The following is a 13,415-nucleotide window of genomic DNA, read 5'->3' as shown; positions in this document are numbered from 1 at the left end:
ATACAGTCGATAAAGCCTAAATTGTATTTAGACCAGTTTGTATCCCAGTCCCCAATGATTGAACAGATTTGGATATGACTTTGTAATAAACCTAAGCCATTTTACTGCTTTGATTTTGCTTCCTTTGAAGCTTTTGTACTTGTTCAATATCCATCTGATCATACGATTATGCAGGTAATAGAACACAGGTTGTAGGCTCCTACGACTTATCTTTCCATAATACTGAATCCAACCACGAATCTTGGGGTTCAGCAAATTTGCTAAGTCCTGTATCCCACGTTGAGTTTTGTTATGGAAAGCAAGTGTACGGAGTTCTCTTGTGATTCGAACCTTGGACTTTCGGCTCATTTTACAATCAAACTGAAGGAAGCTTCCTCCCTTTTTCAATCTGAACCTTATCGGCTGAAAGCTGAATCCCAAGAAATATAGAAAACCAAAAAAGATAAAAGGTCAACAAATAAAAAAAGTAAAGATTGCTATAACTTGTCCTGAAGATTTTAAACCAGAATTTTTAATGCTTGATGACAATAAAATATATCCCATTTCACCTGAATTAATCTCTGAATAATAAATATGCTGTTGCCAACACAGTAAATTAATGACTTAATCCAACAGTCTTTCAGTTTTGTTAAACGAACCATCAACTCTTAACATCCAAAGCATCACGTAACGCATTTCCAATAAGCATAAACGCCATCACCAAACTCATAATACAAAGGCCAGGAATAATGGCTAGATAAGGTTTACCTAGAATAATATAATTATAATGATCTTTGATCATGGCACCCCAACTGGCCATAGGTGGTTGGGCGCCTATACCTAAAAAACTAAGGCCACTTTCTATTAAAATAGCCGCGGCAAAGTTAGCTGCCGAAATCACGATCACCGGTGCCATAATATTGGGCAAAATATGCTTGGTGATGATTCTAAAATCTGTATATCCCAAAGCTCTGGCCGCCGTTACGTATTGCATCTGTTTGGCACTAATTATTTGCCCCCGAACCACTCTAGCCACTTCTACCCACATGGTAAGCCCTACAGCAATAAATACTTGCCAAAACCCTTTACCGAGTGCTAAAGTAATGGCAATGACCAATAACAGCGTTGGAATGGACCAGGTCACATTAATAATCCACATAATGAATACATCTACCCTACCGCCGAAATACCCAGCAACACTTCCCATAAAAATGCCAATGACCAACGAAATAAAAACGGCAACAAAGCCAATAAAAAATGAAATTCTAGCACCTACCAAAACGCGACTTAATAAATCCCTACCATACTTATCAGTGCCAAAATAGAAGGTTTTTTCTTTAATAAAATCATTCTGATTTTTGTTTTCCAAGAGATTTATATCAATAGATTTTTCTAAACCCGTTAAGCCATCCGAAGCATACTCAATATATGTTAATTGGTTTTCATTTATTGTATATTCTGAAATAGGGATTTCTGAATCGACATTTTTGTTTCCGAAAAACAATTTGTCAAACTGACTTTGTGGGGTAGTTGACGTCGCAGGAAGCGTGAGCATATCTACGCTAAATCCTGGTTTTTTGGAGTGAATTGCCAAATGCATCTGATTGGCATATTTTGAACTATCTGGGGCAATAGCATAAGCGAAAATAGAAACCAAGCCCACGAGCAGAATAAAATACATACTAAAAACGCCCCAAAAGCTCTTTTTAAACTTTTGGAGCGCTAATTGTTTTAGCGAATTAGATTTTATAGGCATTTAAAATTCTAATTTTTTACAGCAGATGCTACTTTCTTAATGGGATATGTTGTTTTTAAATCTTCTAGCACATTAAGCGCCTCCTCGATATAAATGTCCTGACTTAAATTCTTGTGCCATCTGATGCGTTTCTCTTTTAAATCGGTAGTATCACTTTCAAACAGACCTCTTTCATACGAATGAGACTCGAATGTTAAGTTGGTTTTATACTCTGAAATAGGATCAAATCGTTTTGACTCTTCTTCATTTTTCTCTAATTGAGCCTTATATTCATTATAGTTTAAAGAAAATACTGTTTCGTCTATTTTACTTTTTACCCATTTTGCATTTTCCTCAATCAGGTTTAACTGGGCATTGTTACTCATACGCTTTTCACTTTTCTTAATGGTGGTATCGTAATCGTAATAATTCTCCCACGGTGTAAAATTGGCGGCATCAATTTCGTCCCAAGGCAATGGATTTTCTTTGTCCTTTTCCCCTACGTCGATATAACTAAAACGACCTGGAACCTGAACATCACTTTTAACGCCTTCCAACTGAACCGAGCCACCGTTAATTCTATAATATTTTTGAGTGGTTAATGCTAAAGCGCCTAAATCACCAATTGTATTGCCACGGAGCCAATTATTAAGGTTAATTACATTTTGAACCGTACCCTTACCATAGGTTTGTTTACTTCCAATAATGATCGCTCGCTTATAATCTTGCATAGCTGCAGCCATGATTTCTGATGCAGATGCTGAAATTTCATTGACCAAAATTACTAAAGGACCGTCCCATGAAATAGATTTATCCCTGTCTTTTAAAACCTCTTTGGCTTCACCTGTAGATCGCACTTGCACTACGGGACCATCTTTTATAAACAAGCCTGCCATATCTACCACTGCTGGCAGTGAGCCACCGCCATTATTTCGTAAATCGAGCACCAAACCTTCCATGCCATCAGCTTTTAATCGCTCAATTTCCTTTTTAACGTCTTGCGCGGCGTTTACGTTTTTATAATCTTCAAAATCCACATAGAAAGCCGGTAAATTAATAACCCCAAACTTCTGATTATTTTTTTCAACTACGGATGACTTTGCATAGGTTTCCATAAGCTCAACAATATCGCGCGTAATGGTAACATCCTTGATAGAACCATCTACCTTCTTAATGGTAAGCGTAACATTAGTGCCTTTAGGACCTTTAATATATTTTATAGCGTCATTAATACGCATTCCCACAATGTCTACTGGGTATTCCTCATTCTCTTGTTTTACTTTTAAAATAACATCCTCAACTTCCAATTGGTTACTTCTCCAAGCGGGGCCGCCAGAAATGAGTTCTACTATTTTAATATAGTCCATACGCTTTTGCAAGCGTGCACCTATACCTTCAAGTTTACCCGACATGCGTTGATCGAATACTTCCTTACCTTGAGGTGCTAAATAATAGGTGTGCGGATCGAATTCCTCTACAATGGTATTTACATACACTGCAAACCAATCCTCACGCTCCAAATCATCAATGTTGTCATTGAAATAAACGTCAATAGACTTTAATGTAGATTCCCTGGCTTCTTTTTCAATTTGAGTTTCCGTTTTCATGACGTAAGCAGGATCATTTTCTTTAGTTTGCTTTTCTTGCGTCATAATGTCATCGTAATTTGAAAGTGTAGAGAATTTAAGTTGTTTTCTCCAGCGCTCTTTCATCTCCTTTTTGCTATTCACAAAATCACTATGGTCATAGTCGGTATCAAAATCCTCATCAATGCTATAGTCAAAGGGTTGAGACAACACTTCTTTATAGATGACTTTGGCTTCTTCTATACGCTTCATCATGCGCTCGTTAGTGATATTGAAAAACGTAATATCTGCTGCTTTTAGTTGATCATCTAAGGCCAGTTTAAAGTTTTCAAAATAGGTGATATCCGATTGATGAAAATAGCGTTTCACGGGATCTAATGTTTCAATATAATCTGAAAACAATTCCTCTGAAAATTCATCGTTCATAGCAATAGGATCAAAATGCCCTTGTTGCAAAACATAAGTGATGACTTGAACTAATAATTTATCTCGATCTGGATTACTAAATGTCTTTGTTGTAAAGCTGCATGATGCGAATGCTAATAACAGCATTAGCAATAATATTTTATAATTGCCTCTCATAATTTTTTTCATTCGTTTAAGTTTCATAGCACTGTACGAGCACAACTTATTTTTCACTAAAATAAAGAAAAAACCATGCCAACAGAGTCAATTGCTACTAAATTTTTGTTAAACCAAAGAAATTAAGGCTTTACAGATGAAATTATGTATTTTAGCGATGTTTATAACGCAAGTAAATGACGAAAAAACCATTAATATTAGTGACTAATGATGATGGCATTAATGCACCGGGTATTAGAACATTAGTGGATATCATGACCACTATTGGCGATGTTATTGTTGTAGCGCCAGATAGTCCACAAAGCGGTATGGGGCATGCCATTACCTTGGATTCATTGCTTTACGCTGAAGAAATAAAAAACACAGGTGGCCCACAAAAGGAATACAGCTGTTCTGGCACGCCAGCAGACTGTGTCAAATTGGCTGTTAGGGAACTCTTAGATAGACGACCAGACCTGTGTGTCTCTGGCATCAATCATGGGTCTAATTCCTCTATCAATGTGATTTATTCCGGCACCATGAGTGCCGCTCTAGAAGCTGGTATTGAGGGTATTCCCGCTATCGGTTTTTCGCTATTGGATTACACGTGGAATGCCAACTTTGGAGCTTCAAAAGCGTTCGTAAAAACCATTACAGAAAAGGTAATAAAAGAAGGGTTACCAAAAGGCGTTGTACTAAATGTGAATATCCCTAATGTTTCAGAAAAAGACATAAAAGGCATTAAAGTGTGTAGACAGGCAAGAGCCAATTGGGTGGAATCGTTTGATAAGCGCAAAAATCCGCAAGGCAGGGAATATTACTGGCTGTCTGGGGAATTTGTTAATTTAGATGGCGGTGAAGATACTGATGAATGGGCTTTAGAACATAACTACGTATCTGTGGTGCCCGTACAATTTGATTTGACGGCGCACCATTTTATTCAAAACTTAAACTCATGGAATTTAAATGATTAAAAAAGAAGTTATAATTGGAATATTGGTTGGGTTGATAGCCAATGCTATAGGCCTGTTTTTTGCCGCTACCTTTTTAGGACAAGGTGATGATTTTACCAAAGTTATTCAAGCTGCGGTTGCTGAAGGTTTTTTAGGAAAACTAATAAGCTTAGGTGCTATTTTAAATTTAATTGCGTTTTTTATTTTTATTAAAAGAAAGCAAGATTATCGTGCCAGAGGCGTTCTATTGATTACTGTTTTTATAGCCGTATTTACATTTGTTTTTAAACTATTCTAAATGAAGTACTATATTATAGCTGGTGAAGCATCTGGTGATTTACATGGCTCTAATTTAATGAAGGCCTTGCAAAAACAAGACAGTAATGCCGACATTAGATTTTGGGGTGGTGACCTGATGCAAGCTGTTGGCGGCACTTTGGTAAAGCATTATAAAGAACGTGCTTTTATGGGTTTTGCTGAAGTTGTAATGAATTTATCTAAAATTTTCAAAGATATTTCATTCTGTAAAACAGATATTGCCAATTTTAATCCAGACGTGATTGTATTTATAGATAATTCAGGATTTAACCTACGCATTGCCAAATGGGCAAAGCAAGAAAAATTCAGGACACATTACTATATCTCCCCACAAGTTTGGGCATCGAGAGCGGGCAGGGTAAAAGCTATAAAACAGGATATTGATGCCATGTATGTTATACTTCCCTTTGTAAAAGACTTTTATAAAAAACATGATTATGATGTGCATTTCGTTGGGCATCCACTTATTGATGGCATTTCAACTAGAAAACAAATTGGTGAATTTAAATTTAGGGAAAAATATAAATTAAGCGATAAACCCATCATTGCCTTATTACCGGGAAGCCGGAAGCAGGAAATCAAAAAAATGTTGTCTGTGATGCTGAGTTTGGTAGATGACTTTAAAGACTATCAGTTCGTAATCGCAGGTGCCCCTAGTCAAGATTATAGTTTTTATAAGCCTTTTATCAAATCGTCCAATGTACATTTTATTTCTAATAAAACTTATGATTTGCTGAGTGTTTCAACCGCTGCCTTAGTAACCTCTGGCACAGCTACTTTGGAAACAGCGCTTTTTAAAGTACCTCAGGTGGTTTGCTATAAGGGGAGTTCTATTTCCTATCATATTGCAAAACGCATTATCACCTTAAAGTATATATCCTTAGTGAATTTGGTTATGGATAAAGAAGTGGTCACCGAACTGATTCAGAATGACTTTAATAAAAAACGTCTTAAAAAGGAGCTCACTAAAATTCTTGACCCTTCTAAACGCAGACAATTATTTTTAGATTATTTCGATTTGGAAAAAGCCTTAGGCGGAAAAGGTGCTAGCGAAAAAACGGCGAAACTTATTTATGAATCTATTAAAGCATAAACTAGTGATGAAACAGATACTTTGGCTACTTCTGGTGCTTTTCAGTTTTATTGCTTGCAAATCTTCTAAAAAAGCAAGGACTAGCAAAACGAATACGTCTGAAGTCATTTCAACTAAAAGACATACAAAAAATAATACAGCTGAAAATCGGGATAATGACCATACCCATTTCTCCACTTCAGATCATATTGTCAATTATGCCAGACAGTTTGAGGGTGTGCGCTACAAATGGGGAGGCACTACAACATCTGGAATGGATTGCTCTGGATTAATTTTTGAATCGTTTAAAGCCTATGATATTTTTCTACCCAGAATATCGCGGGATATGGCGAAAAATGGTTCTGAAATTCCTTTGAGAAAGCTTAAAAAAGGAGATCTTCTCTTTTTTAAAACGAGCAAAAAAAATAGGCGCAGTGCTATTAATCATGTGGGATTAGTAACGTCGGTTGACAATGGAAATATTGAATTTATTCACGCTACAACGCGACGGGGCGTCATCTTATCTTCATTCACAGATCCGTATTGGAATGCCGCTTTTGTAGAAGCACGTCGGGTTTTATAAGTTATACATTTAAAATAACTGTAATAAAACGCCCTTTTTTCCTTTCTACTACAATTGAGTAGACGGGTGACGACTTAAAAGTCGTCACTGCGCCTCTCACACCACCGTACGTACGGGTCTCGTATACGGCGGTTCACCAAATTGAAGTTTGCGTATTATTAATGTAATCTAACAAAGGTTTATACCCTTTTCGTTTAAGTCTAGAGACTGTAATAGTAGTCTTTAGAATAGGACTTTGAGCAACTGCCCAGCCTCCCATTCTTGTTCTACTCCAAGCATAGGCTTGTCCGATTTCTATACCTAATTGAATTAGGTTTTTACGTTTCCGTTCTAGTTTCTTCCAATCGTGCCAAATACAATAGCGCAACCGATTTCTTAGCCACTCATCTAGCTTTTTACTTTTTGCATAGATGTTGGTTAAGCGGTAATTGTTCATCCAGCCTCGGCAGACTTGATTAAGTCGTTCGAGTCGTTCTAACAACGACATGGGTTTGGTTTTCTTGGTTATACTTTTTAGGTTACGTTTAAACTTTGCCCAACTTTTATTGGCTACCACTAGTACATATTGTCCTTTTACACCCTTTTTATAGATGGGTACAAAACCATGCCCGAGTAACTCAAAGTTTACAGGTCTGCGGATGCCACTTTTGGCTTTGTTTATAGGTAATTTAAGTTTATCTTTTAAGAAGACAAACAGTCTATTTCCTATTTGTTTAGCCTCGCTTTTGCTTTTGGCGTAAACGCTAAAATCATCAGCGTAGCGAACATAACGCAAGCCCATGCTTTTCATTTCTTTGTCCAAAACATCTAACATAATATTAGATAATAAGGGACTAATTGGACTGCCTTGCGGGATGCCTTTTCTGCGCTTTTGGAGTTTTCCATCTATTAATATGGGAACTCTAAGCCATTTTCGGATTAATCGCAAAGTGGTCGGACATTTTACCTTGTGGTAAATAAGTTGCAGTAAGATACAGTGGTCTACTTGGTCAAAGAATCCTTCTAAATCAATATCTACAATATCTTGATAACCAGAATTGATATACGTTTGAGCTTGTAATACTGCTTTTTGGATGTTCTTTTGTGGACGGAAACCGTAACTAACGGGTTCAAAATCATATTCAAAATGAACCATTAATTGTTGACTTACCGCTTTTTGAAGCCACCTATCGACTACAGTTGGTATTCCTAATAGTCGGGTTTTACCCTGTCCTTTTGGAATGGTTACTCCTAATATTGAATTTGGATTATAGCTGTTTGTGCGAATAGTCGATAGTATAGTCGAACGGTTTTCTAATATATAAGCGGAAAGCTCCGTTGTTTTCATACCATCTACACCGCTCGCGCCTTTATTGCGCTCCACTTGTCGTGTTGCTTTAAAAAGGTTTGTTGCTGATTATACGTTTTCAATCATAGGTTTAATAATTCGTGTACTCCTGTTGGTTTAAAACTAGGCTAGCTAGGCATCCTAATCGAATTCCAACGTAATTTAATGTTCTGTCCTTCCCTACTTGTGAGACCATCTGAGGTATTGCCTCAACTCGTTTCCCGTAGGTACTATGACCTCTGCTGACTTCTCCAAATAACCAACTCGTAGTTTTGGAGACCTCCCCAGGTAATGACATCTTCTTTCTCTCAATCACTGCCGTATCTACATATTTACCCTTTTGGTGTTCGTTGGGCGTTACAATGATGTGCTTGCTTACCCAAGTAAATATGCCTCTGTATACGATTTCTGTTCGTCAGTACCGAGTTTTGTAGTTCCGCTTCCTTCAGATAGAACCTCACGGTTTTCACCCTTGCGACTTACTAATGCTTCAAGACGTTACTCCTGTACATAAGGGACTTGCACCCTCTAGATTAATTATTTACCTTTCCGTAAATAAAAGATGCCCATGCTGGGCACACACATAAAATGAACTCATCTTGACTTTTGTTTTTAACCGAAAACGAGATAAAATTTGTACAGATGAGATACTTTTTGAAAGGCATAGCATCGCTACGAATAAAAAAAATAACGAAATATGGATAAATTATAGCCGTTTTTTAGGAAATAGAAAAAGTCAAGATGAGTTCAATTAAACCATAACCATGGCTATGCTTTGTTTTTCTATTTTTTAAAAAGCAAAAAATCATCATTTTCTTTTACAGTAATTTCAAACAAGAAATGGTATTATTTTTTATCTTACAGCTTCATGAAGCTTCTCAATTTCACTATAATAAAACTCACCTTTTGTCTTGTAATTGGCATTGTTATAGGGCATTATTTTAGTCCATCAATCAGAGACGTACTTTATTCTACTTCTTCGGGTTTTATCGTTTTATTTGTTTTCTACCTCAGCGCTAAAAAGCGATTTACCAAAACCATATGGTTTGGAATAGCCTCCTTTTTAATGATGATTAATATTGGCGTGCTGACGACGCAATTCCATAATCAGAAAAATTTTTCGAACCATTACACGCAATATGCTGAACAGATTACAGATTCAGCAAATACGATCACCTTTAGAATCAGGGAAGTTTTAAAACCTGGTCAGTTCTATGATAAGCATGTGGTTGATATTCTTTCCATTAACAAAGAAAAAGTTAGAGGGAAATCATTATTAAATGTGACCCATGATTCTTTAAACGCCAATCTAAAAGTTGATGCTGTTTATGTCACGAGAAGCACTTTTAAAAATTTAATAAATCCATTAAATCCCAATCAGTTCAGTTATAAAGAATATTTAAAAAAGAAGTACATCTATCATCAGCTTTTTATAGCCAATGAATCTCTATTACTATTAGATTCTCAAGTGCATACGGTATTTGGAATAGCCCATGAAGTTCGAGAACATATCAATAAGAAATTGGAACCCTATCATTTTAAACCAGATGAACTTGCTATAATCAATGCACTGCTTTTAGGGCAGCGGCAAGACATTAGCAAAGACATTTATACAAGCTATACCAACGCCGGTGCCATACATATCTTAGCGGTTTCTGGGCTACATGTTGGGATCATTTTATTAATTTTAAGTATTGTTCTAAAACCTATCGAACGGCTTAAAAGGGGGAAACTCATTAAAATGGTTTTGCTGGTTAGCTTCTTGTGGAGTTTTGCCTTAATTGCTGGATTATCAGGATCTGTAACCAGAGCGGTGACCATGTTCAGTATAGTGGCCATTGCTATAAATTTAAAGCGCCCTACCAATATTTTCAACACCTTGGCCATCTCCATGTTTGTTATTTTACTTTTTAAACCGCTGTTTCTTTTTGATGTTGGTTTTCAGTTAAGCTATCTGGCTGTTTTTGCCATTGTGACCATAGACCCCATGCTGTACAAACTTTGGAAACCGAAGCCTTATATTGTCGATAAATTTTGGCACACCCTCACCATAACGGTTTCTGCGCAATTCGGTATTATTCCTGTAGCACTTTATTATTTTCATCAATTTCCCGGTTTGTTTTTTATCTCTAATTTGGTCATCATTCCTTTTTTGGGTGTTGTGTTAGGAGTTGGGGTTTTAGTTATCTTATTGGCTGTTTTAAACCTATTACCTCATATACTAGCAGATGTTTTTGGAACTGTTATAGGTGGCATGAATTGGTTTGTTGGGTGGGTGTCCAAACAAGAATCCTTTTTATTTAAGGACATTGCGTTTAACTTATTATATGTGATGGTGTCATACCTGATTATAGTAAGCTCCATTAAATTATTGAAAACCTATAATTACCGCAATCTGAAAATATTACTAGTCGCCATTATTATTGCTCAAATCGCCCTTATTTACAATACCCATGAAAGTACATCGGACGCCTTTATTGTGTTTCATAAAAGCAGATATAGTCTGATTGGCCATCAAAAAGGAAAGACTTTAAGCATCGCCTCAAATTCAGATAGTCTCTCTAAAATGAAGAACAACATTATAAATGATTATGCAGTAGGGAATGATATTAAAGACATAAAAGAGGGTTCCCTAAAAACGGTGTATGCTGTAGGCAATAAAACCCTATTGGTAATTGATAGTCTAGGGGCGTACAAGGTGAACTCCTTCCATCCGGATTACGTCTTATTAAGAGCATCTCCGAAGATTAATTTAAACAGATTAATTGATTCAATTAAACCAAAATATATTATTGCAGATGGCAGTAACTATAAATCGTATGTAAAACAATGGGCGGAGATATGTGAAAAAAGAAAACGCCCTTTTCACCAAACCAGTAAAAAGGGCGCTTTCATTATTACTTATTAGCGTCTAAAGTTAACTTTTAAATTCAGGTACAAAACTTTCGGAATAGGCATTAAATTTCTCCTGTGAATCAATAGACGTATGTTCGTCGTTTTTAAACATTTTCAAATAAAGTTCTAATTGTGGTGGTGTTCTATAACCTGGTAAAGGCACAATCACGTCTCCTTTCTCATCAAAGAAAATAATAGTAGGATAGGCATTTACCCTTAAATAACTTGCAAATTGATGTGCCGAATTTCTTCTATTTGCCTTCGCTGGATTATAGTTGGGATTTGAGAACACATTATCTTTATAAGTAAAGCTCTCATTGCCTTCCCCATTGAATTTTACAGCATAATAATGGGTATTCACATAATTAGCAACATCTTTATTTTGAAACGTGTTTCTATCAAGAAGTTTGCAGGGACCACACCAATTGGTATAAACATCCATCATTATTTTCTTAGGAGATTTCTTTTGAAGTTCTAACGCCTCTTCTAAAGAGACCCAATTGATTTCCTGTGCTACACCATTAATAGTGCTCAGGAGCATTAATATTAAAATAACTGTTATCTTTTTCATAAGTTGATTTGTTGCAAAAGCTATTCCGAACTTACAAAAAACGCTCCTAGACAGGAACATTTTTTAAAATTTTAAGATAATTTTTCGATTAACGGACACCGTGCATTAGTTTTTTAACTATTCGCGACATCACCACGGAAAATACAGCTACAATTATTGAAATAGCTGTTAATATCCAGAAAAAGTAACTTATCCCATTCTCATTGGCTATTTTATCCACGTTCTCACCAAAAACTCCGGCTCCTTTCATACCAATCGCTATAGCCAAATACCATACCCCGAACATAAATGCAATCATTCTAGCTGGCACTAATTTACTAACATATGATAATCCAACAGGTGAAATACAAAGTTCTCCCATGGTATGAAATAGGTAAACAAGAATTAACCAAATCATGCTCACTGATGCTGTTTTGGCTCCTGGTTCTATACCACCGGCTCCAAAGGCAACGCAAGCCATTCCTAAGCCTAATAAAAACATACCTATACCATATTTCATATTGGCAGAAGGATTGTATTTGCTCTCCCACCATTTTGAAAATAGCGGAGCGAGCGTAATGATAAACAATGAATTCAATACACTAAACCAAGAAGCAGGCACTTCCAAATCTTCCTCCTTCAGTTGATTTAAGAGCATCCAAATAGCAATGGCCCACACAATTAAAAAACTCAAACTCAAAATTAAGTTAGACCATTTATAAAGACCGAAAGTTTGCTTAAATAATAAAAATAACACCCATGTTATAATTCCCAAAGGTATAATGGTCATGGCGGCATTGACTATTCTAAACACATTGGCAGAAGTACCGTCTAGTGTTCTATCTGTATAATCATTTGCAAAAATCGTCAATGTACCTGGCGACTGCTCAAAAATAGCCCAAAAGAATACCGATAGTAAAGCAAAGAATGAAACTGCCATTAATTTTTCCCTGGTAATTTTTGAGTACTGTGTAAATCTATAAAACAGTAGAATAAGAAATAGACCTAAAGCCATTAGGATAGCAATGTTATTTCCGTTAGGTCCTAAAAATGAAAAGACGTTAACTCTTCCTTCTGTTATAGTGGTTGCGGGGGCATTTAAAATCCACATTAGCCCCAATAGTACCATTAAGATTATGAGTCCTAATTGCCAAGGTGTAAACGGTACGCGCTTATCATTATCTTGAGCTTCAATAGAATTGGCATCATTCTTTTTTGGCTTTAAGCCAATATTTCCAAAAATATTTTGTGCTAACCAAAACTGTACAAGTCCAAAAAACATAAATATTCCCGCTAGTCCAAAACCTAGGCTCCAGCCTACTTTTTCACCTAAATAACCACAAAGTAGAATCCCTAAAAAAGCACCTGCGTTTACACCCATATAAAAAATAGTGTAGGCACCATCTTTCTTCTCTGGCCTATCTTTATACATTTCAGAAACAATAGAGGTCATGTTTGGTTTAAAGAATCCATTACCTATAACAAGTAAACCTAAACCTAAATAAATAGACCATTGTGTTTCGACAGCCATAGAGGCATGCCCCATGGTCATCAATAGTGCGCCAACAACTACTGCCCATCTATAGCCAATCACTTTGTCGGCAAAATAGCCACCCATCATGGTTGACAAATAGACCAAACCAACGTAGGAACCAAATAGCGCCATGGCATGTTCACGAGGCCAACCCCAACCTTCATCTAAGAGGGATGCAGTAAGAAATAATACTAACAAGGCACGCATACCATAGTATGAAAATCGCTCCCACATTTCTGTAAAAAATAAAACGAATAATCCTGCTGGATGTCCTAAGACATTGTGTTTAAAAAACTGATCGGTAGTGTTTGCTGACATAGTG

General features: G+C 36.4%; 11 protein-coding genes. 5 read left to right on the top strand and 6 right to left on the bottom strand.

Annotated features, from left to right (window positions below; translation table 11 throughout):
- Positions 1-27: 27 nt before the first annotated feature.
- The 3 genes from FAF07_RS11205 to FAF07_RS11195 all read right to left on the bottom strand — a co-directional run bounded on the left by FAF07_RS11205 (position 28) and on the right by FAF07_RS11195 (position 3,882).
- Positions 28-348 (bottom strand): group II intron maturase-specific domain-containing protein, encoded by a 321-nt coding sequence (locus tag FAF07_RS11205; RefSeq protein ID WP_246067823.1) that lies wholly within the window; start codon positions 346-348, stop codon positions 28-30.
- 292 nt (positions 349-640) lie between these two features.
- Positions 641-1,735: an ABC transporter permease gene (locus FAF07_RS11200; RefSeq protein ID WP_142785193.1), complete on the bottom strand. Its 1,095-nt coding sequence runs from the start codon at positions 1,733-1,735 to the stop codon at positions 641-643.
- Between the two features lie 8 nt (positions 1,736-1,743).
- Entirely contained in the window at positions 1,744-3,882 is a 2,139-nt protein-coding gene (locus FAF07_RS11195) for a carboxy terminal-processing peptidase (RefSeq protein ID WP_142786601.1), read from the bottom strand.
- Positions 3,883-4,058: 176 nt separating this feature from the next.
- On the opposite strand from FAF07_RS11195, the gene surE reads away from it, so the two are divergent.
- The 4 genes from surE to FAF07_RS11175 are packed head-to-tail and all read left to right on the top strand — an operon-like array spanning position 4,059 to position 6,787.
- Positions 4,059-4,835, top strand: a complete 777-nt coding sequence (gene surE / locus FAF07_RS11190) for a 5'/3'-nucleotidase SurE (RefSeq protein WP_142785192.1) — start codon at positions 4,059-4,061, stop codon at positions 4,833-4,835.
- Positions 4,828-5,112: a hypothetical protein gene (locus tag FAF07_RS11185; protein ID WP_142785191.1), complete on the top strand. Its 285-nt coding sequence runs from the start codon at positions 4,828-4,830 to the stop codon at positions 5,110-5,112. Before surE ends, FAF07_RS11185 begins: the two co-directional genes overlap by 8 nt.
- The gene (lpxB, locus tag FAF07_RS11180; protein ID WP_142785190.1) at positions 5,113-6,225 is read left to right on the top strand and encodes a lipid-A-disaccharide synthase; all 1,113 of its coding nucleotides are present in this window, start codon (positions 5,113-5,115) and stop codon (positions 6,223-6,225) included.
- Between the two features lie 7 nt (positions 6,226-6,232).
- The gene (locus tag FAF07_RS11175; protein WP_142785189.1) at positions 6,233-6,787 is read left to right on the top strand and encodes a C40 family peptidase; all 555 of its coding nucleotides are present in this window, start codon (positions 6,233-6,235) and stop codon (positions 6,785-6,787) included.
- 133 nt (positions 6,788-6,920) lie between these two features.
- Here the strand turns inward: FAF07_RS11175 and ltrA are convergent, their stop codons facing one another.
- The gene (gene ltrA / locus FAF07_RS11170; RefSeq protein WP_246067690.1) at positions 6,921-8,150 is read right to left on the bottom strand and encodes a group II intron reverse transcriptase/maturase; all 1,230 of its coding nucleotides are present in this window, start codon (positions 8,148-8,150) and stop codon (positions 6,921-6,923) included.
- A gap of 832 nt (positions 8,151-8,982) precedes the next feature.
- Between ltrA and FAF07_RS11165 the strand changes: the two genes are divergently transcribed.
- Positions 8,983-11,022 (top strand): ComEC/Rec2 family competence protein, encoded by a 2,040-nt coding sequence (locus FAF07_RS11165; RefSeq protein WP_142785188.1) that lies wholly within the window; start codon positions 8,983-8,985, stop codon positions 11,020-11,022.
- A 9-nt stretch (positions 11,023-11,031) separates the two neighbouring features.
- Here the strand turns inward: FAF07_RS11165 and FAF07_RS11160 are convergent, their stop codons facing one another.
- Both FAF07_RS11160 and FAF07_RS11155 read right to left on the bottom strand, forming a co-directional pair.
- Entirely contained in the window at positions 11,032-11,580 is a 549-nt protein-coding gene (locus tag FAF07_RS11160) for a thioredoxin family protein (RefSeq protein WP_142785187.1), read from the bottom strand.
- An 88-nt stretch (positions 11,581-11,668) separates the two neighbouring features.
- Positions 11,669-13,411 (bottom strand): peptide MFS transporter, encoded by a 1,743-nt coding sequence (locus FAF07_RS11155; RefSeq protein WP_142785186.1) that lies wholly within the window; start codon positions 13,409-13,411, stop codon positions 11,669-11,671.
- Positions 13,412-13,415 lie beyond the last annotated feature (4 nt).

Source organism: Changchengzhania lutea, assembly GCF_006974145.1.
Classification (GTDB): Bacteria; Bacteroidota; Bacteroidia; order Flavobacteriales; family Flavobacteriaceae; genus Changchengzhania; species Changchengzhania lutea.
The sequence above is the reverse complement of the archived record's forward strand: the minus strand, read 5'-3'. Positions and strand labels throughout refer to the sequence as shown.

Coding starts and splice junctions, on each gene's coding strand:
- FAF07_RS11205 (WP_246067823.1), bottom strand. CDS start 348: ATGAGCCGAAAGTCCAAGGTTCGAATCACAAGAGAACTCCGTACACTT.
- FAF07_RS11200 (WP_142785193.1), bottom strand. CDS start 1,735: ATGCCTATAAAATCTAATTCGCTAAAACAATTAGCGCTCCAAAAGTTT.
- FAF07_RS11195 (WP_142786601.1), bottom strand. CDS start 3,882: ATGAGAGGCAATTATAAAATATTATTGCTAATGCTGTTATTAGCATTC.
- surE (WP_142785192.1), top strand. CDS start 4,059: ATGACGAAAAAACCATTAATATTAGTGACTAATGATGATGGCATTAAT.
- FAF07_RS11185 (WP_142785191.1), top strand. CDS start 4,828: ATGATTAAAAAAGAAGTTATAATTGGAATATTGGTTGGGTTGATAGCC.
- lpxB (WP_142785190.1), top strand. CDS start 5,113: ATGAAGTACTATATTATAGCTGGTGAAGCATCTGGTGATTTACATGGC.
- FAF07_RS11175 (WP_142785189.1), top strand. CDS start 6,233: ATGAAACAGATACTTTGGCTACTTCTGGTGCTTTTCAGTTTTATTGCT.
- FAF07_RS11165 (WP_142785188.1), top strand. CDS start 8,983: ATGAAGCTTCTCAATTTCACTATAATAAAACTCACCTTTTGTCTTGTA.
- FAF07_RS11160 (WP_142785187.1), bottom strand. CDS start 11,580: ATGAAAAAGATAACAGTTATTTTAATATTAATGCTCCTGAGCACTATT.
- FAF07_RS11155 (WP_142785186.1), bottom strand. CDS start 13,411: ATGTCAGCAAACACTACCGATCAGTTTTTTAAACACAATGTCTTAGGA.